We start from the raw sequence: 19,864 nt of genomic DNA on the forward strand, positions 1-19,864 counted from the left end.
GGTAAACCGTCTACTTATACGCTCTGTTGCGAAAATGCAACAGATGAACGAAGGGGGATGGAGGAATCGCAACACGCTTTGCCTGTTTGTTGTATTTTTGCAACGAGTTGTTGTTGTTTTGCAACAAAACAGCGAGTAAGATGAATGGTAGAGGTTTGTCTTTTTTGAATATTCATAACAAATTGTTTTGGCATAGAAATTGCTTAAATAGAAAATAAGAAGGGCGGGGATGGCGATGAGAGTGAAAGACATAATGACGAGAACGACAACGGTTATTTTTGAAAACGATTTCCTTGAACAAACAGCTCGCATGTTGGCTGAGCGTAGGATTGAGGGAACGGTCGTATTTCGCCGCGAAGGGGAAATCTCCGGAGTGTTGACGGCCAACGACGTGTTGTTTGGCCTCATGCAAGGGAAAACGACCGTACGTGAAGTGATGCATCCGTCGTTGCCGCCTCTTTCCATCCATGACTGTATCGAAAACATCAAGTTTGGCGATGGTTCGCTCCGTCCGGTTGTTGATGAAAACGGCCGCCTTGTTGGCGTGTTGACGAAAGGACAATATTTGGAGGCGTATGCAAAAGCGGTGCAGCTCCGCTTAAAACATATGGATGCTATTTTCAACGCTGCCCATAACGGTATTATATCGATCGATGCCGAAGGGCGGATTACATCGATCAACCCGCCAGCCGAAAAAATGGCACGAACGACGAAGGAAGAGGCCATTGGCCGGTTTTTAACCGATGTCGTCATCCCGTCCGGCTTACTTGACGTCGTGCGCACGGGGGAGGGACATACGGAAAAATATCGCGTCGGCAAGCGCATCTATATTACGAACCGTTCCCCTATTATTGATGAAGGTCAGGTGGTTGGAGCGGTCGGCGTGTTCCAAGATATTTCCGAGATCGAGTTTATCTCCCATGAACTTGAGACGGTTAAACAAATCGTCAATGAGTTGCAAACGGTGATGGATGCAGCTAGCGATGGCATCGCCATTATCGATCGCCACGGGGGGATCGTCCGGCAAAACGAAAAATGGGCTGCTTTATTCCCGAGTATGGAACATCAACGTGTTCCTGCCCCACTTGAGCGGGTCGTGCGCCAGGCGTTTGACAGCTGCCAATCGTGTTCGATGCTTCATCAAGGGGCGGAAACCGGTAACACGTTGATCGTTTCCGCGGTGCCGATCATCGAGAAGGAAGGCCAGGCGGAGCGGCTCGTCCTCTATGTTAAAGATATGACTGAAATGGAACAGCTGCGTGTTGAACTTGAGGAGACGAAGCGGTTGCTCCATACGCTAAGCCAGAAGGAGGATGGCCTCATTTACCGCGCCCCAGCGATGGCGCATATGGTCAACATTGCCAAGCAGGCAGCAGCGGTCGATGTAACGGTGCTTCTGACCGGGGAGTCGGGTACCGGAAAGGAAGAGCTGGCGAACTTCATCTGGAGGCAAAGTGCTCGCAGCAACCGTCCGTTTGTGAAAGTGAACTGCGGGGCGATCCCAGAAACGTTGATGGAGTCCGAACTGTTCGGCTATGAAGCGGGGGCGTTTACCGGTGCAGCGAAAAAAGGGAAAAAGGGCTACTTTGAACAGGCGGACGGCGGGACAATCTTTCTTGATGAAATTAGCGAAATCCCGCTTCACTTACAAGTAAAGCTCCTTCGTGTGTTGCAGTCGATGGAAATCGTTCGTCTCGGGGCAGAGGCGCCGAAACAAATTGATGTGCGCGTCATCGCTGCCACGAACAAGCCGCTTGAGGAACTTGTCACCGCTGGGCGGTTTCGCGCCGACTTGTTTTACCGGTTGAACGTCATGCCGATTGTCATTCCACCGTTGCGCGACCGGAAGGAAGACATCCCGCTCTTGGTCGACCATTATCGAAAACGGTTTGCTGAAAAATATCAGAAACCACTTGTATTCACAGACGGTGCGCTCGAGGCGATGATGGATTACCACTGGCCCGGCAACGTCCGCGAACTTGTCAATGCTGTGGAGCGCATGTTTGTGACTGCCACCTCATCTATCGTTGATGAGGATCAAGTAGCGAAATGGCTCCACCTTGAGCCGTCGCCGACCATAAGCCCGGTGGCGATAGGGGAAATCATCCCGCTCAAACAGGCGGTGGCCGAAGTCGAGCGACAGCTCATGATCAAGGCGCTCAACAAAGCAAGAACGTATCGACAAGCAGCAAAGCTTTTAGGTGTTGATGCGTCCACGCTCGTGCGCAAGGCACAAAAGTACAAAATCAAATCATTGGGAGGAGAAGACGATGGAGTTTACGTTACCAGCCGAGATTGAATTTTTGAAAGAAAACGTGCGCAAGTTTGTCAGAGAAGTTGTTGAACCGGTGGCGATGGATATTGAGGAAAACGACCACATTCCAGAAGATATTATCGAAAAATCGAAAGAAATGGGCTTGTTCGGTTTAAGTATTCCGGAAGAGTACGGCGGCCTCGGCTTGTCGATGGTCGGCAAATGCGCCATTTACGAAGAGCTCGGCAAAACGCATAATGGCTATACGACGTTAATTGGCGCCCATACTGGCATCGGCACCGTCGGTATCGTCGAGCTTGGCACGGAGGAACAAAAGCAGCGCTACTTGCCGAAAATGGCGACAGGGGAATGGATTGGTGCTTTTGCTCTCACTGAACCGAGCGCCGGCTCAAACGCTGCTGCCTTGAAAACGACCGCCGTCCGCAAAGGCGACCGCTACATTATTAATGGCTCGAAACATTATATTACAAACGCCGTTGACGCCCACGTGTTCACGGTGATGGCCGTCACTGATCCGTCGAAAGGTCCGAAAGGCATCACTTCGTTTATCGTGGAAAAGGATTTTCCAGGGTTTACGATCGGCAATGTTGAACGCAAAATGGGGCTGCGTGGGTCACATTCGGCTGAGTTGTTTTTTGACAACTTGGAAGTGCCGGTCGAAAACGTGCTTGGAAAAGAAGGAGAGGGCTATATCAACGCTTTGAAAATTTTAGCGAACGGTCGCGCCGGTCTTGCCGCCCGCAACCTCGGTTCATGCATCCGCCTGCTCGAATATTGCATGGAATACGCCGAGCAGCGTGAACAGTTCGGCAAGCCGATCATCGAGCAACAGGCGATTCAACATATGCTGGCGGAAATGAGCATGTTAATTGAAGTGCTGCGCTCGACGGTCTATCGCGTTGCCTGGATGGTTGACCAAAAGATGCGTGTCGTCAAAGAAGCAGCCATCGCAAAACTATTCGGTTCAGAAGTGTACAACAAAATCGCCGATATGGCCGTGCAAATTCACGGTGGCCTCGGCTATATGAAAGACTATCCAATCGAACGCTACTTCCGTGATGCCCGCATTACAAAAATTTATGAAGGCACCTCGGAAATTCAACGCAACATTATTGCGAACGAACTGCGGAAAGAATACGGAAAAGTGCGGGTGTAAATGAAAACACTGTGTGCATTTGTATTTGCCAAAGGTGAAGGTATTGGATGAAATCGTTGCATTCGTGATTACGGTCCAGGTATAAATGTGTTGCTTGTCAAAGCCATCAATCGCATTCACCGATTGTCCAATGACATCGGGCGGCCGGCTGATTTTGCCGACTACCCGATCACGGAAGAACAGGTTGCGGGAACTGTTCCGGTGGTTGCTTCCGCCCTGGTTAGCTCCTCATGCCAACTGAAGGGATTCGGGTGAGCGGATGAGGTGTTGTCCGCCATGTAAAGAAAGGGATGTTGCCGAAAATCGTTTTTGTTGCCCTTGGGATGGAGAGAAGTCGTGACAGAACAATAGTTCTAGAGGAGACATACATGGTGCCTGAACCTTCCTTTGCAACGGGCACACGGGCTGTTGCTACATAGCCTGCTAGGGGCCGGTGATCATTCGCGCAAACGGCGCACGAGTGAATCGAGTGACCAAAGCCGGCTGCCGCTTAGCCATAAATGGATAGACATGGCGAGCAAGGCGAGATTGAATTCATAGCCCGTCTCCTGTCCGTTGCCAAGCAAGCCGGCGTCTGCTTTGACGGTGATGATCGCCCCGATCATGATGACGGCAAACGCTGCTGCCATCAGGCGCGTACCAAGTCCAAGCATCATCGCCCAGCCGCCGGCGAGCTCCACAATGGTCACGATGTAGGCAAGGGCGGCGGGAAGGCCCATCGCGAGAAATGATGCTGCTGTTTCCTCAAGCCCTTGATGCCATTTCATCCACCCGTGAACGAAAAAAATAAAGCCGGTGACAATCCGCAATAGGAAAACCCCCAGTTCGTGAAGGCGAGACATTGCCGAGCCCTCCTCGTCCAATTGTCATGGTAGTACATGATATGTCTTGTTTCTTATACGAATTCCTCTCATTCGCGATTTGGAAGCCAATCGGCTACAATGGAATGGAACACGGCTCCTTGTGTGAACATAGGCCGGAACGAGGAGGATGGATATGAACATCGAAATTTGGTCTGACTTTGTCTGTCCGTTTTGCTATATCGGCAAGCGCCGTTTAGAACAGGCGCTTGAACAGTTTCCGCATCGAAAAGACGTTACGGTCGTATTCCGCAGCTTTGAGCTTGACCCGAATGCGCCAAAAGAGACGCCGTTAACCATCCATGAAATCATTGCGCAAAAATACGGGATTACGGTGGAGGAAGCGAAGCGGGCGAACGCCGATATTGGCAGACAAGCGGAAGCAGTTGGTTTGACGTTTCGCTTCGAGACGATGAAGCCGACGAATACGTTTGACGCCCACCGTCTGGCGCAATACGCCAAGGAAAAAGGGAAGCTCCAGGACGTTGTCGAACGGCTGTTTTTTGCGTATTTCACCGAATCGAAGCACATTAGCGACCGAGATGTGCTCCTTGATATCGCCGAAGCGGCTGGGCTTGATCGAAGCGAGACGGAAGCGGTGCTTGATGGCGACCGCTACACGGAGCAAGTGCGGGAAGACGAGGCAGAAGCGGCCCAGCTCGGTGTCCGCGGTGTGCCGTTTTTCGTCCTTAACCGTAAATATGCGATTTCCGGCGCTCAACCGATCGAAGTGTTTCGTCAAGCGCTAGAGAAAGTATGGGAAGAGGAACAAAAAGCTTCATCTTTGCAGCCGCTCGCTGACGAAGGCGGGGCATGCACGGACGGAAACTGCTCGCTCGACTAACCCGTTTGTCAAGCAAACGAAAAACCGGCTAGACTCTGCTAGCCGGTTTTTTTCGTAAGAGGAGGTGAAGAAGGTTAGCCGCGCTTTACAAACAGCGGCAAGTCTGTATGTCCCATCTCGCGCACGTAGACGAACAGCTGCCCTTTATGATGGATTTCATGGTCCATCGCCATCTGCAAAAGCTGCTTTGCTGACATTTGAACTCCGAAGATGGCAGTTAAATCGATTGTGCGATTGAATTCCTCATCACTCATTGATTCTAGCAACTGTTTCGTTTTTTCTGTATACGTTTCCGCCAGCTTGGCCAAATCCGTCTCTGGATCCTCCATTTTTGGCTGGAACAGCGCTGGATCCCCGTGTTTGGCGACGTTGGCAAAGTTGTAAAAGCTGAACACCATATGAGTCGCTAGCTGCTTCGCTGTCATCGACGTCGGCGTCGGTTTGAAGTCGTAATGTGCCTCATCGATTTTGTTGATCAGCTCCATCGTGACATGACGGTGGGAAAGGAAATATTGCACCCATTGTTGTGCGCGGGGCATAGCGATTCCTCCTTTTGGTTATGGATTCCTGTTTTCCATTCTACCATAAACGTCCTCTTTATCGTCAGCGAGGAAGCTTGACTAGAAAGGTAGTCCCTTGGCCAGGAGTGCTATGGACGTCGATGGTTCCGCCATGAGCTGATACGAATTCGTTAGCGATAGCCAGCCCCAGTCCCGTTCCTCCGCGGTTCCGTGTTCTGGCTTCATCCGTGCGATAAAATCGATGGAACAGAAAAGGCAAATGCTCCGGTGCAATGCCGATGCCCGTATCTGTAACGGCAATTTGCAGCATGGAAGGTTCTTCGTCAATCACCACGTTCACCGTGCCGCCTTCAGGAGTATAGCGGATCGCATTGACCAACAAGTTCAGGAATACTTGGGTAATGCGATGCGGATCGACGGAGATCGTTGTGTAGTTTGTCGAACAAGCTAGATGGATGCGGATGTTTTTTTCTTCCGCGCTGGGAGCTACCCGCTCGATGAGTTGTTGCAAAAGACTTTCCATATCTGTTGGTTTCCGTTCAAGCGGCAATTTGCCAGCTTCGGCGAGTGACAGTTGATGCAAATCTTCTACGAGACGAGTCAACCGAATGAGCTCATCTTGTAGCGGCAGCAATTTCTCCGGCTCGATGGGGCGGCGTTGTTGCTGAAACCAATCAAGCTTTCCGCGCAAGATCGTTAGGGGGGTTCGCAGTTCATGGGCGACATCGGCCATCAAGCGTCGGCGAACTTCCTCCGCTTGCTGCAACTGTTTGGACATCTCGTTGAACGTTTGGGCGACTTTGCCGTATTCATCTTTCGTGATCACCGGTGCCTGAATGCCGAATTCCCCTTTTCCGAGACGGTCAATCGCAGGCAGGAGAAGCTCGAGCGGTGCTGTGAACCGTTTCGACAGCCAATGGGCGACGAAGAGGGAAATAAGCACTAACGCGGCAGCGCTGAGCAAGGATAAAGTGGCGACTGAACTTGTGATTCCCTTCCGCACTTTGGCCATATTGCCGACTTCATGGTCGTAGTAGTGCAAAAACGCTACAGTTTTTCCATCTGCTTGCACCTTGGTAGAGATACCTAGACCAATCATCCATGACACTGGAACTTCCCCCGTTGTATATAGCTGCTTGCCCTCGGGAGATAGAAGAACCACCCCAGCTTGTTCATGTTTTTTCATGATATCCGTGTTGAGGCGGATGTGTTGGATGCCGTTCCAAGAGCGATGGTGCGTTTCGTAATAATGAGCAAAAGCAGTTGCCAGTTCGTTCGTTTCGTGACTTCGATCAACCTTTAGCATCACGTCCAGTATATTGATGACGACCACCTTGGTGATGAGGGAAAACATGATTCCCATGCCGATAATAAAGACGGCCATTGTAAAAAACAGCTTACGCCTGATGCTCATATCTGCTCACCGAACCGATAGCCGAATCCATAGACAGTTTGGATATAGACTGGACGGGACGGATCATCTTCAATCTTTTTACGAAGCCGGCTGATATGAGCATCGACAGTTCGTTCATCGTTGAAAAGGTCATCTTCAAAAATGCTTTGCAACAGCTGCAGCCGGCTATATACGACACCTGGCTTTGCCGCTAGAGTGAGCAGCAGCTTAAATTCGGTCGGCGTTAAGGAGATTTCGCTTCCTCGTTTCCATACGCGGCATTGCGCTTCAGAAATGGTCAAGTCGCCGCGTTTCATCAGTTCCTCCTGATTGTCTTGCCCTTCGATTCGCCGCAATACGGAGCGAATGCGGGCTGCCAGTTCCCTCAGGGAAAAAGGTTTGGTGATGTAATCATCAGCTCCCACCTCTAGGCCAATGATTTTGTCAGTTTCCTCTGTCTTTGCTGTGACCATGATGATTCCAACATGGCTCGTCTTACGAAGTTCGCGGCACACATCAACCCCGCTCATTTCAGGAAGCATCCAATCAAGCACCACAAGGGATGGATTGGTTTCTTTTGCTTTTTGCAGCGCTTCCTTTCCCGTTTTGGCTGTGACAATTTCAAATCCTTCCTGTCGCAAAAAGGGCTCCATAAATTCAAGGACTCTTTCTTCATCATCCACTAATAATAACGTGTGAGGCATATCTTGTTCCCCCTTGTTTGTTCTGTTCTCTTTTCATTATAGCCCCATATGGACAGATTTAGGAAAATGTCACTAAACCTGCAAAAGTTCGTCATTAGTTTGCAACATTGTCTAGGTAAAATGTGACCGTAGCATGAAGATGTAACGACAGGGACCAAATTAGGTCATTGGACAGACCAATGTTTCGGGCTGCTTAGGACGATGAACATGAAAAATCCTTTTGATGAAGAAAGGAGGATGAACATGAAACAAATCCTTTTGAACCTGTTGGTTTTGCTTGGGGGATTGGTTGGGGGATTGATCGTATCGATTGTGGTCATCGATGTTAGCTACCAATGGTTTGGTGTATCATTCGGCTCTCTCATTCTCTTGTTGCCGGTAGTTTGTGCAGTCATCGCGCTTACGATGTTTCGACGTAAATGGAAAGAATAGCGAAGCGGGAGGAAGACCATGAGCAAGGAAAGACATCGCAATAAAATGATGTACCTTTCACGATGGATGTTTGCCATCCTTGCGTGGGGGTTGGTTGTCAGTGTGGTGGTTCAGACGTTTTGGGCGGGGATGGCCATCTTCAACAATCCTATATATTGGAAGAATCATATTGTTTTTGTGCATTTCTTTGAAATGGTGCCCATTCTGATGCTGATCGTTGCGTTTGCGGGGCGGCTTCCAAAGAAGTTGTGCTGGCAGAGCGCAGGATTAATAGGACTAATTTTTATCCAATATTTCACCGCTAATTTGAAAATCGTCGGTATGCTTCATCCTGTGATTGCCTTGGGGCTGTTTTTCATGTCTTGGAATGTGGCCCGACAGTCAGGAACATGGCATTTGTCTACGGAACAAGGAGGAAAAGAGAAATGAAGAAGCTGCTTTTGGCTCTCTTCACTGCTTTGTTTGCTGGGTTGCTTGGCGGAATCGTTCTATCGGAAATGATCGCCGTAGCAACGTGGTTCTTCCTTGGTCCGTCCCCTTGGCTGAAATGGCTGAAATATATGCCGATTTATCTGGCTGTTTTTGTAGCGGTTACTACATGGATCGTGTTACACTACAAATCAAACAGAAGGAGCGATAACATTTAGCTGAAAAATGTGGTAGCTGTATTTGTGGAGTCTTTTCTTTCTTATTTTCCTCTTTACAAATGGATTTGCAACCAAATATGAAGTTTTCAGGGGGATTGATTGAAAGCTTTACCTGGGAGCATCTCCTGAAGATATAAATCAACAGGTCGCTTGGAAGTAGGATAGGAGAAAATAGTTAAGTCGCTTGAAGGAATGAAATCAAACTTTCTGAGTCACCAGTTCGGTACGGAGCATAAGGCGCAACCGCAGAAAACGGTTGCGCCTTATTTTGTTGCCCTGGGGAAGTATCTATGGCATTTTGGAATGACATGCTTATTCTAATAGTAACAAATTCTAATAGTAACAAACTCCCAAATGACGGAAAGGGGAAGGGAGATGCCGAAGATTTTTCTTGATCCAGGGCATGGGGGCAATGATACGGGCGCGGTCGGCAACGGATTGCGTGAGAAGGATATCACGCTGTCCATCGCCTTGGAGATAAGCCGCATTTTGCAAAACGAGTACGAAGGAGTCTCGGTGCAGCTGAGCCGAACGAAAGATGAAACGGTATCGCTTGCTGAACGGACGAGGCGGGCCAATAGTTGGGGAGCCGATCTATATGTGTCAATTCACGTGAATGCGGGCGGTGGCACAGGATTTGAAGACTACATTTACCATGGGCTGTCGGAAAGTTCCCAAACGGCCCGCATTCGCGATGTGCTGCATGAAGAAATTGTCCGAGCGACTCAATTCCGCGACCGCGGCAAAAAGAAAGCAAATTTTCATGTGCTAAGGGAAACGAAAATGTCGGCGGTGTTGACGGAAAACGGGTTTATCGATCATAAGGAAGACGCAAAACAATTGACCGACCCTAATTTTTTGCGGATGATTGCCCGCGGTCATGTCAACGGGTTGGAACGGGCACTTGGATTGAAGAAGAAAGCAAGCACTCCGAACAATCCTCCTAGAGATCCAGACAAAGGCACGCCGAGCACCGGCCGTTTGACGCGTGTCATCGTGGATGGGAAGCAAGTCGGTGCTTTTGTTGAACCAGACAACGTGTTGCGCCAAGTGGAGCATTATTTAGGAAGAGCGAAACGGATTGTGCTTGAGCAAGTAGAGGAATGATGGGAACGCTTGCCTAGTTTTAATGAGGCAAGCGTTTTTTCGTCGGTTCTAGTGGAAATGCCGCTTCCTTCTTTGTCCATTCATCATATGAGTATAGCAATCAACGAAGGAAGGGGGAAGGGCAGTGTTTGGCTATTCGATTGTGCAGTTAGCCCGCCGTCATGCGGGGCGGCTTGATCACCCTCTCCGCCATACGCTTGTCAACATGTACAAACCGATGACACGCATGCCATGCATTTTCCACCGTTGGATCGAGCGCTGGCTGCGGAAGTGGCGGACTGTTTCTGTTCTGATCGAGGTTGATGACGATGAAGGGATTGAAGCGCTCACCGAGGCGGAACGGAATCATTTTCGCATGAAAACGCATCACCATTTCCGTCATGTCCCGATATGGAGCGCGACAGTGACACCGGCAGCACTTGAGCAGTTGCTGGAGAATCCAAAAGTGAAAAAAGTGTATCTCAACCGCACGATCAAGGCGGTATTAAACAACGCGGTGCCATCGGCCAATGCGAAACACGTCACTGTCAATGAAACAGAGCTGAGCGGCAAAGGAGTGACGATTGCGATTGTCGACACAGGCATTGACCCTCATCCGGATTTAGAGGGGCGGATTACGGCGTTTGTCGACTTGGTGAATGGAAAAACGGCACCGTATGATGATAACGGACATGGAACTCACTGCGCTGGCGATGCGGCCGGAAACGGACGCATGTCGGACGGGCTATACGCCGGGCCAGCGTATGAGGCGAACCTCGTTGGCGTCAAAGTGCTCAATCGCTCAGGGATGGGTACGCTAGAAACCATTATGCGCGGTATTGAATGGTGCATCGACTACAACAAGAAAAACCCGGCCAATCCAATTCATATTATTTCTTTATCGCTTGGTGGGGAACCACAGCCGTTCCCGGCTGAAAATGACGATCCACTTGTACAAGTCGCTGAGCGGGCATGGGAAAATGGCATTGTTGTCTGTGCGGCAGCGGGAAATGAGGGGCCGAATTATGGGACGATTGCCAGCCCAGGCATTAGCGACCGCATCATTACTGTCGGTGCCCTTGATGACCGTGATACAGCGTCAACACGCACCGATGATGCTGTAGCGCCTTTTTCGAGCCGGGGGCCGACAAGATATGGTGTGACAAAACCGGATCTGGTCGTTCCCGGGGTCAACATTATATCGCTTCGTGCCCCACGTTCGTTTCTTGACAAGATGAATAAGCAAAGCCGGGTTGGTGACTATTATATGTCGATGTCCGGCACATCGATGGCGACGCCGATTTGTGCTGGCATTGTTGCTTTAATGCTTCAGGCCAAACCAGATGCAACGCCGGACGAGATCAAGCAGGCGTTAAGGGACAGTGCCGATTTATGGAAAGAACGCGACCCGAACGTATATGGGGCGGGTTACGTGAATGCGAAGCGGGCCATCGAACAGTTACTGAAGCGTTAGAAAAAAGAGGGAGGCGCTTATTGAGCGCTTCCCTCTTTGCTTTCGCGGTTGTTGTAGCCTCCGCGGTTGTTATAGTCGTATTTCGACGGGTCGATCGGCTCGAAGCCTTTCGGGGTATAGAACCGGAGTAAATCGCCGTAAACGACTTTATCCGATAAATCGAGCTTCGTACGGGCGATTTGTTCGAGACGTTGAATTTCTGGCGTCTCTTCAAGCGGTTCACCCGTTTTTGTATCATAGTATTTACCGTTGACTGATGTGACTGTCGGCGTGACAAAGTCGCCGTTGCGGAACGGAACCATTTCTTGATGGTCTGGCGACAACAAATCCGTTCCGAAGTGGACATAGTTTTTCGTATCGATGCCGAGCAAGTGCAACAGCGTCGGCAACAAGTCGATTTGCCCACCGAACTCGTGAATCGTGCCACCTTTGACGCCTGGCACATGAATGAACAGTGGGACTCGTTGTAACTGAGCGTGCTCATACGGCGTAATTTCCTTGCCTAGAATTTGCGACATCGCTTTGTTATGGTTTTCCGAAATGCCGTAATGGTCGCCGTATAAAATGATGACCGAACGGTCGTACAGACCGGATTCTTTCAAGTAATCAAAGAACTCTTTGAGAGACTCATCCAAGTAACGAGCCGTTTGGAAATAACGGTCGACCGAGCCATCTCCCGTCGTCGCTGGCGCAATCGTTGCTTCTTCCTCGCCAATCGGATATGGGAAGTGGTTCGACAGTGTAATAAATTTCGCGTAGAACGGCTCTTTCAACGTTTCTAACAGCGGAATCGACTCCCGGAAGAATGGTTTGTCTTTCAATCCATAGTTCAAGACGTCTTCGTCTTTCATGCTGTAGTAGCTGGCGTCAAAGAAATGATCAAACCCGAACGATTTGTAAATTTCATCACGGTTCCAGAATGATTTGTAGTTGCCGTGAAAGACAGCGCTTGTATAGCCGTATTGGCGCAAAATGGCCGGAGCCGCATGATACGTATTTTGTCCTTTTGTCGTAAAGACAGCGCCCTGCGGCAGGCCGTACAGCGAGTTTTCTAACATAAACTCCGCGTCCGATGTTTTCCCTTGTCCTGTTTGGTGGAAAAAGTTATCAAAATAGAACGTATTCGGATCGCGGGTGAGCGAGTTTAGGAACGGGGTGACCTCTTCCCCGTGCAGTTTGTAGTTAATGACAAAGTTTTGCAGTGATTCCAGATGGATGTAAATGACGTTTTTCCCTTTTGCCACACCGAAATATTTCGGATTCGGCTCAGCGTACGTCGCTTGCACATGGTTCAGCACCGTCGTAATGTCACTTTTGTTCGCAAACGCCCGCTGTGTCGATGATTTCATGCTTTGGATCGCATCGTAAATCAAGTAGTTGTATACACCTAAATATTTGACGATATAATTGCGGTCAAACGTTCTTGTCAGCAGTTGCGGACGATCGGCCTCAGCAAGCGCCAAGTTGACGCTGAACATTAAAATGGCTGAGGAAAAAATGACACCTTTTTTGAGACGACCGGCCCGCACTTGCGGGAGCGAGAACCGTTTCGAAAAAATGATGACCGCTAAAATGGCCGTGTCCAAGAAATAAAACACATCATACCATCTGAGCAACTCCAAAATACTTCCGCCCAGATCACCGAAGTTTTTCGTTTGTGTCAACGTCGGTAATGTAATAAAATCGCTGAAAAAGCGATAATAGACGATATTGGCGTATAAGATGAACGATAGAATGAAATTAATAATAATAAGCCATCGATAAAAGCGTGTTTCTTTGGCTAAGAATGCTAAACCAAGGAAAAACACCGCTGAGCTGAGCGGATTGATAAATAGCAAAAACTCCTGCATGGAGTTACTAATGCCAAGGTTAAACTCCGCTAAATAAGTGACATACGTCTTCAGCCAAAATAAGAGCACCGCAAAAATAAAAAAACCTATACCTTGGTTAGGGAGAGAACGGTACTTATTTAGCAACTTTTCCCCAATCGTTTTCACGTTCTCTTCTCCTCCTTTGTCTCATATCCATTGTCTCATATTCTTAAACAATTTATTTCTACAATTTTATATAAACAGCTACTGCACCGTGCAACGCAATTTGCGCTATTACATCATTTTACATCGGAACGTCTCCATGTCAAGTAGCATAATACTTCCATTGCCAAAAGTCAATGGAATGTTTTTTTAGGACTGCCGTATGCCTCCTTTCCTGTTGTCTGCTCCCCGTATAGTGTTGGACTTCCATTTATATACCATACATATAGACGAATGGAAGACGAAAAGGTTTCAATGTTTGTTCAAAAATATTCCGATGTCAGTGTCCATGCCCTTTACCCATTTTATTAGACAAAGAGGATGTTATGATAAAAATTGTTGTGGTTTTAATCAGTTTAAGCGGGATCAGATTGATCATCCTGAACCGATACCCCCACCCATTGTCATAGGTAAGTAGGGGGATCAATCGGTGTTTTTCCACATCGACTGTAGATGGGGGAGTGTTCAACAGCTAGCGGAAGGAAGTCGCAGGTGACACAATGCGCGGCGCTTATTACAAAAATGTGTCGAGAAGACAAGAAATATTTCCCCGGAAATCGATGTATGTCGAATGGTGAAAAAGTACCCTTTCTGTCCGGGAAAGCATATAGTGCGGCAGGGGGGATAAAAATGTGGTTATGGATATCGATGATTTTATTGGCTTTTAGTGTAAGCATAGACAGTTTGAGCGTAGGAATGTCCTACGGAATGAGAAAAGTACGTTTCCCTCTGCCTTCGTTGACACTCATTGCGTGTATGTCGGTAGTTATGATATTGATATCGATGAATATCGGTCGGCTGCTGGCGATCTTTTTGCCATGGGGAGTAGAACGGGGGCTTGCATCCTTTATTCTCATCATCCTCGGGGGATGGGCCATCTACAATGTATATAAAACAAGACAGAAGGAGGCGGTGGCGACAGAATGGGAAGATATGGGGCAAGGAAACGCGGCCCATAGCGCCCTCCAAGTATTAACAAAACCTGAATTTGGCGATCTTGACCGTTCCGGTTCAATTAGTCGAAAAGAGGCTGTATGGCTTGGTCTTGCGTTGTCAATGGATGCTCTTGGTGCTGGGATTAGCGCGTCTCTCTTGAATTTTCCATCTTTACCATTTGCTTTGTTAGTCGGATTGTTTAATCCATTGTTCATTCGGCTTGGGCTTATGTTAGGTTGCATGATGGCGGAAACGAAAATGATGAAAAAAGCGACGATATTACCCGGCATCATGCTGATTGTACTTGGATTAATCAAATTGTTTCGTTGACACCTTTGGTGCGGCTCATTCGTAATGGTGAATGAAGCATACATCATCAAAAAGGAGAGAGGTCCGTTGTGGAAAAAATTATTATCTAAATTCGGCATTGGTGCTGCAAAAGTCGATCTCGTCCTGCACCATTCCCATGTTCGGCTTGGGAAGATATTGGAAGGAGAATTTTGGTTAGAAGGGGGAACAGTGGCACAGCAAATCCGCAAACTAGAAGTGGCGCTTGAATTGGAAGTACATGTCCAAGGCAAGTCATACCGCCGCACGGTAGCGATTATTCCGGTCGCTTCTTCGTTCACGATTCAGCCTGGGGAACGGAAGACGCTGCCATTTTCGTATCAATTGCCGCTGCACTTACCGATCAGTCGCTCGATGGTTCGTTATACGTTCGTCACCCGGCTCGATATTGCAGGTGGCGCGGATGCGTATGACCGGGATACTATCGAGATCTTGCCTCCTACAGTGCTCGAACAAATCTTTGCCGCTTTTGCAGAGCTTGGTTTCCGGGAAAAGCCGACGTCTGGGCGCATTACACCGTATGGGCAAGAATTTTCGTTCTTCCCGACAGGTGAATTTCATGGGCTCGTCCAAGAAGTCGAATTTTTTGCCCTTGTCGAGGAAGAAGGCGTGCGTTTACATATGGAAGTGGATGTCCGTCACGGCTTTGGTAAGGAGCGCGAAATGAAGCGAGAACTGTTCATCCCGATCGAACAGCTCCGCGATTCTAGTGCGGCAGCGCGTCTGATTCGAGAGACCGTGGAGGAAACGGTACAGGCAGCTGGAGCGTTCAGTACGTTTGGTGGACAACCGTTGGCCACACCGTCTTCACCGATGTATCGTCATTCCGCTAGTCATTATCCATCTGCTCATCATTCGCACCATGGTCGACACGGATGGACGGGAGCCGTTGGCGGGTTTGCGGCTGGAATGTTGGCGGGAATGATCGCGGAAGAGTTGCTTGATGATGTGGTGGAGGATGTGATGGATGATGTCGCTGACGGATTAGACGTGGGTGACTGGTTTGATGGCGGCGACGGATTTGACGGTGGGGATTGGTTGTAACATTATCCCAAAAGGTAGAAATTATACGGTCTATCAGTGATGTGAAAGATCGGATTTGTTGTAGCCTTATCGCCAAAAGGTGTCTCGCTTTGAAGTGGCCCCCTTGTAAACAGGAATAAAAACATATTTAAACAGCCTGAGTTCTGTATTCATAAGGACTCAGGCTGTTTCATTTTTGGAAAACGTTGGTGGTTATAAAAATAAATATTGTTGTGCGTGGTATTCTTCATCTCTCGCCTGGTTAAAAGCTGTTGACACACATGAAAAAGTGTTCCACTACAATGAGGAAAGCAGTTGCCTCTGGCGTGTGATCTCGTTCAGCTTTTTCATAAAGAATGTCTGCAACGAGCAAACAGTGCTGTCAATGTAACGGAAGGGAGATGTTCTCTCCAAACGAGGTAGCTTCTTCCTTGCGGCAGAGAGGAGCAGATGACTCGACGGCGAATACATAGAATACATAAAAGAAGGAAAACAGTTAAGCCGCATGGCGCTCGAGAAGAGGAAAGGTAAAAATGAAGGAGGCGTCATCGATGCGTTACTATATCGTTTTTGATATCGGTGGTACGTATGTGAAGCATGCTGTCATGAACGAGCATGGCGATTTTTTACAGAAAGGGCGTTATCGGTCGGAGCGTCATGACTTTCATCAATTTCGAGATGACTTACTTCATATCGTTCGTCAAGCTCAAGCGAATTATGAGCTTTCCGGCATCGCGATCAGTTCCGCGGGCAGCGTTGATAGCGACAGCGGCATCATCGGCGGAAGCAGCGCCTTACCGTGCATTCACGGCCCAAACTTTAAAGAAGTATTTGGCGGGGCGACGGGCCTGCCGGTAGAACTGGAAAACGACGCAAACTGCGCAGCGCTCGGTGAGTTATGGAAAGGAGCGGGTCGGGGCTGCCGTGATATTGCGTTTGTCATTGTCGGCACCGGTATCGGCGGGGCGATTGTGAAAGACGGACACATTCATAAAGGAGTGCACCTGCACGGTGGGGAATTTGGCTATATGTTGATGGATGTTCGCTATAAAAACGGAACGGTTGAATGCAAAACATGGAGTGAACTGGCGGCGACAAGTGCGCTGATCCGGATGACTGCTGAGGAAAAGGGAATACCGCAGAGTGAACTGGACGGAGAAAAAGTATTTGCGTTGGCCGAGAGCGGTGATGAAGCCGCGCAAAGTGCGATCGACCGGTTTTACTTCTCGCTAGCCCACGGCATTTTTAACTTGCAGTATGCATACGACCCGGAAAAAATCATTTTAGGCGGAGCCATTAGCAACCGTCCGGATTTTGTTGACGAAATTAACAAGCGGCTTTCGGTGCTGTTGTCGCTCGTGCCGATCGCGAAAGTTCAACCGGTTGTGGCGACGTGCCAGTTTAAAAACGATGCAAACTTGCTCGGTGCCTTGTATCATTACTTAGAGCGTCGCGGAGAGTTAGGGGAAGCATCCGGCTGATCGGCATCCCACTGATGGGGCAGCCCCATTGGATTCATCCGATCCGCGCCGTTATTTGTACAAGCAAAGCGTCCATCCGAACAACGCGTGGGTAGTAGAAATGAATGATTTATAGTACAATAGAGCAGGCGCGGCCGAAAGCGGGGTGCTATTTTGCCGCTTGGCCCATATGTATAGAAAAGGACGATCCCGCGCAGAAAGGATGGACACGGATGGATTGGATGGAGTTATTGAAGGCCGTCATTTTAGGAATGGTGGAGGGATTAACGGAATTTGCTCCTGTTTCCTCGACCGGCCATATGATTATTGTCGATGATCTTTGGCTGAAATCAACCGAGTTTTTAGGCAAATACGCTGCCAATACGTTTAAAGTCGTTATCCAGCTCGGCTCGATTTTAGCTGCTGTGGTTGTGTTCAAAGATCGATTTTTAGACTTGCTTGGTATTCGCGGCCGCCATCCGGGCGGGAAGCCGCGGCTGACGCTTCTTCATGTTATCATCGGCCTTCTCCCAGCTGGGGTGCTTGGCGTGTTGTTTGAAGACTATATTGATGAACATTTATTTTCAACGAAGACGGTGCTCATCGGCCTTGTGCTTGGTGCGCTATTGATGATCGTTGCCGACCGATTCGCGAAAAAAGCAGCACGGGCGCAGACGGTCGACCAAATTACATATAAGCAGGCGTTTCTTGTCGGCTTAGTGCAATGTTTATCGTTATGGCCGGGATTTTCCCGCTCCGGATCGACAATCGCTGGTGGTGTGCTTGTCGGCATGAGCCATCGCGCTGCGGCTGATTTCACGTTCATTATGGCTGTTCCGATTATGGCTGGAGCGAGCGGACTGTCGCTCTTGAAAAACTGGCAATACGTCACCGTGGCCGATATCCCGTTTTTTATCGCTGGTTTTTTGAGCGCCTTTGTCTTTGCTTTGCTCGCGATCCGCTTTTTCCTGCATCTGATTAACCGCATCCGCCTCGTGCCGTTTGCGGTGTATCGGATCGCGCTTGCTTTTATCATCTACTTCTTATACTTTTAAGTCATGCCGCCCGGTGGAATGGTTCCACCCGGCGGTTTTGATTTGTGGGAAAATGCGTTGTACATGGGGAAAAGGAACGAAGAGAAGAAAGGAGAGTTTTCTTCTTAGTTGAAAAACGAGTAAACAACGAGGCGATGCCCTAAACGTGTGCTGGGCATCGCCTCTTTTAGCTAGCGGGCGGTATTTTGAATGAGAGCAAGAAGCGTTTGCAGCGGATCACTGCTGCCGGACTTCTCCATGTTTTTCTTATAGCGGTCCTTGTTTTCATACAGGCGGTGAATAGCGGCCGGCAGTGATTCGTTTGTCACTTCTTCTTCCATCAGCACCTCGGCGTAGCCTGCTTTTTCAAATGAACGTGCGTTTAGGATTTGGTCGCCGCGGCTCGCTGCTTTTGAGAGCGGAATGAGCAGCATCGGCTTACGCAAGGCGAGTAGTTCGAAAATGGCGTTCGCACCAGCGCGGGAGACGACGATATCGGACAACGCCAATAGGTCTGGCAGCTCTTCGTTGACATATTCGAACTGTTTGTATCCTTTTTGGCCTACAAGGCTTGTATCGACGTTGCCTTTGCCGCAAATGTGAACGATATCAAACTCGGAAAGAAGCACCGGCAAACTGGCACGCAAGGCGTCGTTAATTTTTTTCGAGCCTAAGCTGCCGCCCATGGCGAGCAAGACCGGTTTTTGGCCGTCGAACTGGCACAACTTCCGTCCTTGTTCTGCGCTTCCGTGCTTCAGCTCCTCGCGGACGACGGCGCCAACGTAAACGGCTTTATCGGTGTTGACGTGCTGTTTTGTTTCCGGAAAGGTGAGGCAAATTTTTGTCGCAAATGGCATGGCAATTTTATTGGCCAGCCCGGGCGTCAAGTCCGATTCGTGGATGACCGATGGCACACCGTTCAACCAGGCACCGAGAATGACGGGAACGGAGACGAACCCGCCTTTTGAAAACACGATATCCGGTTTTTCTTTTTGGATGAGGCGGTAAGCTTGCCAAACACCTTTTAGCACATTAAACGGATCTTTGAAGTTTTTCCAGTCGAAATAGCGGCGCAGTTTTCCGGTCGAAACCGAATAGTACGGCACACCGTCGATGCGCCCGATAATCTCCCGTTCAATTCCTTCATGGGAGCCGATATAGACGATGTCCCATCCTTGCTCTTTCAGTTTCGGGATGAGAGCGACGTTAACCATCACATGTCCGGCCGTACCGCCGCCGGTTAAGACGATTTTTTTTCGCAACGTAGATCACCTGTCTTCTTTACAATATGAGAACGTTCAATGACCATCTTTTCTGGCTAAGCCGCCTTTCACGATGCGGTCAATGCGGTGTTTGCCAATAGGGGTGAACCCATTGGCAAGCCGCTTTTTTACGGTCTAGAGGCCATATATCGATATGTATTATAGCAAATTCAACATCATTTATGGAGGAAACTGAACGACTGTAATTTTCGTATAAACCAAGGAAGCGAAAAAGGTCGCGAGTCGCATGAAATTACCATAATTTTAATTTTGATTTTTCATCGAATTTATATATCATCATCATTAATCTAGCAATTTGTTTAAAAAGAAGATATCCAGTTTCTTAGTTTTTAAAGGAAGGAAATATTGATAAAGT

General features: G+C 48.8%; 18 protein-coding genes. 12 read left to right on the forward strand and 6 right to left on the reverse strand.

Annotated features, from left to right (window positions below; translation table 11 throughout):
* Positions 1-229 precede the first annotated feature (229 nt).
* Together IC804_RS10945 and IC804_RS10950 are read left to right on the forward strand one after the other, a co-directional pair.
* A complete protein-coding gene (locus IC804_RS10945) occupies positions 230-2,299 on the forward strand; it encodes a sigma-54-dependent Fis family transcriptional regulator (protein WP_029761567.1) in 2,070 nt (689 codons plus the stop codon).
* A complete protein-coding gene (locus IC804_RS10950; RefSeq protein WP_011886655.1) occupies positions 2,271-3,431 on the forward strand; it encodes an acyl-CoA dehydrogenase family protein in 1,161 nt (386 codons plus the stop codon). The genes IC804_RS10945 and IC804_RS10950 overlap by 29 nt, the downstream gene beginning before the upstream one ends.
* Before the next feature lie 437 nt (positions 3,432-3,868).
* Here IC804_RS10950 and IC804_RS10955 read toward each other — a convergent pair whose 3' ends face one another.
* Positions 3,869-4,273: a DoxX family protein gene (locus tag IC804_RS10955; RefSeq protein WP_008881501.1), complete on the reverse strand. Its 405-nt coding sequence runs from the start codon at positions 4,271-4,273 to the stop codon at positions 3,869-3,871.
* A gap of 154 nt (positions 4,274-4,427) precedes the next feature.
* Here IC804_RS10955 and IC804_RS10960 point away from each other — a divergent pair, with 154 nt between their 5' ends.
* The gene (locus tag IC804_RS10960) at positions 4,428-5,135 is read left to right on the forward strand and encodes a DsbA family oxidoreductase (protein WP_081157215.1); all 708 of its coding nucleotides are present in this window, start codon (positions 4,428-4,430) and stop codon (positions 5,133-5,135) included.
* 74 nt (positions 5,136-5,209) lie between these two features.
* Here the strand turns inward: IC804_RS10960 and IC804_RS10965 are convergent, their stop codons facing one another.
* The 3 genes from IC804_RS10965 to IC804_RS10975 all read right to left on the reverse strand — a co-directional run bounded on the left by IC804_RS10965 (position 5,210) and on the right by IC804_RS10975 (position 7,753).
* Positions 5,210-5,674, reverse strand: coding sequence for a DinB family protein (locus IC804_RS10965; protein WP_081157214.1), 465 nt, complete (start codon positions 5,672-5,674; stop codon positions 5,210-5,212).
* A gap of 64 nt (positions 5,675-5,738) precedes the next feature.
* Entirely contained in the window at positions 5,739-7,070 is a 1,332-nt protein-coding gene (locus IC804_RS10970) for a sensor histidine kinase (RefSeq protein WP_081157213.1), read from the reverse strand.
* The gene (locus IC804_RS10975; protein WP_081157212.1) at positions 7,067-7,753 is read right to left on the reverse strand and encodes a response regulator; all 687 of its coding nucleotides are present in this window, start codon (positions 7,751-7,753) and stop codon (positions 7,067-7,069) included. Before IC804_RS10975 ends, IC804_RS10970 begins: the two co-directional genes overlap by 4 nt.
* A gap of 243 nt (positions 7,754-7,996) precedes the next feature.
* Between IC804_RS10975 and IC804_RS10980 the strand changes: the two genes are divergently transcribed.
* The 5 genes from IC804_RS10980 to IC804_RS11000 all read left to right on the forward strand — a co-directional run bounded on the left by IC804_RS10980 (position 7,997) and on the right by IC804_RS11000 (position 11,392).
* A complete protein-coding gene (locus tag IC804_RS10980) occupies positions 7,997-8,185 on the forward strand; it encodes a hypothetical protein (protein WP_008881496.1) in 189 nt (62 codons plus the stop codon).
* A gap of 18 nt (positions 8,186-8,203) precedes the next feature.
* The gene (locus IC804_RS10985; protein ID WP_008881495.1) at positions 8,204-8,614 is read left to right on the forward strand and encodes a DUF6220 domain-containing protein; all 411 of its coding nucleotides are present in this window, start codon (positions 8,204-8,206) and stop codon (positions 8,612-8,614) included.
* The gene (locus IC804_RS10990; RefSeq protein ID WP_011886658.1) at positions 8,611-8,832 is read left to right on the forward strand and encodes a DUF5957 family protein; all 222 of its coding nucleotides are present in this window, start codon (positions 8,611-8,613) and stop codon (positions 8,830-8,832) included. The genes IC804_RS10985 and IC804_RS10990 overlap by 4 nt, the downstream gene beginning before the upstream one ends.
* A gap of 375 nt (positions 8,833-9,207) precedes the next feature.
* Positions 9,208-9,939 (forward strand): N-acetylmuramoyl-L-alanine amidase family protein, encoded by a 732-nt coding sequence (locus IC804_RS10995; protein WP_081157211.1) that lies wholly within the window; start codon positions 9,208-9,210, stop codon positions 9,937-9,939.
* Positions 9,940-10,063: 124 nt separating this feature from the next.
* Positions 10,064-11,392: a S8 family peptidase gene (locus tag IC804_RS11000; protein ID WP_008881492.1), complete on the forward strand. Its 1,329-nt coding sequence runs from the start codon at positions 10,064-10,066 to the stop codon at positions 11,390-11,392.
* 17 nt (positions 11,393-11,409) lie between these two features.
* Here the strand turns inward: IC804_RS11000 and IC804_RS11005 are convergent, their stop codons facing one another.
* Complete coding sequence (locus tag IC804_RS11005) at positions 11,410-13,389, reverse strand: lipoteichoic acid synthase (protein ID WP_081157210.1); 1,980 nt, start codon at positions 13,387-13,389, stop codon at positions 11,410-11,412.
* A gap of 666 nt (positions 13,390-14,055) precedes the next feature.
* Here IC804_RS11005 and ytaF point away from each other — a divergent pair.
* The 4 genes from ytaF to IC804_RS11025 all read left to right on the forward strand — a co-directional run bounded on the left by ytaF (position 14,056) and on the right by IC804_RS11025 (position 18,247).
* Positions 14,056-14,691 (forward strand): sporulation membrane protein YtaF, encoded by a 636-nt coding sequence (gene ytaF, locus IC804_RS11010; RefSeq protein ID WP_008881490.1) that lies wholly within the window; start codon positions 14,056-14,058, stop codon positions 14,689-14,691.
* A 66-nt stretch (positions 14,692-14,757) separates the two neighbouring features.
* Positions 14,758-15,753 carry a sporulation protein gene (locus IC804_RS11015; protein WP_081157209.1) on the forward strand — a complete coding sequence of 332 codons (996 nt, stop codon included), beginning with the start codon at positions 14,758-14,760 and terminating at the stop codon, positions 15,751-15,753.
* Positions 15,754-16,283: 530 nt separating this feature from the next.
* Positions 16,284-17,213 (forward strand): ROK family protein, encoded by a 930-nt coding sequence (locus IC804_RS11020; protein ID WP_060475529.1) that lies wholly within the window; start codon positions 16,284-16,286, stop codon positions 17,211-17,213.
* Between the two features lie 212 nt (positions 17,214-17,425).
* Positions 17,426-18,247: an undecaprenyl-diphosphate phosphatase gene (locus IC804_RS11025; RefSeq protein ID WP_008881487.1), complete on the forward strand. Its 822-nt coding sequence runs from the start codon at positions 17,426-17,428 to the stop codon at positions 18,245-18,247.
* A gap of 170 nt (positions 18,248-18,417) precedes the next feature.
* Here the strand turns inward: IC804_RS11025 and IC804_RS11030 are convergent, their stop codons facing one another.
* On the reverse strand, positions 18,418-19,488 hold the full coding sequence (locus IC804_RS11030; protein ID WP_008881486.1) for an undecaprenyldiphospho-muramoylpentapeptide beta-N-acetylglucosaminyltransferase: 1,071 nt from the start codon (positions 19,486-19,488) through the stop codon (positions 18,418-18,420).
* Between the last annotated feature and the right edge of the window lie 376 nt (positions 19,489-19,864).

This window comes from Geobacillus sp. 47C-IIb (assembly GCF_014679705.1).
Lineage (GTDB): Bacteria > Bacillota > Bacilli > Bacillales > Anoxybacillaceae > Geobacillus > Geobacillus thermodenitrificans.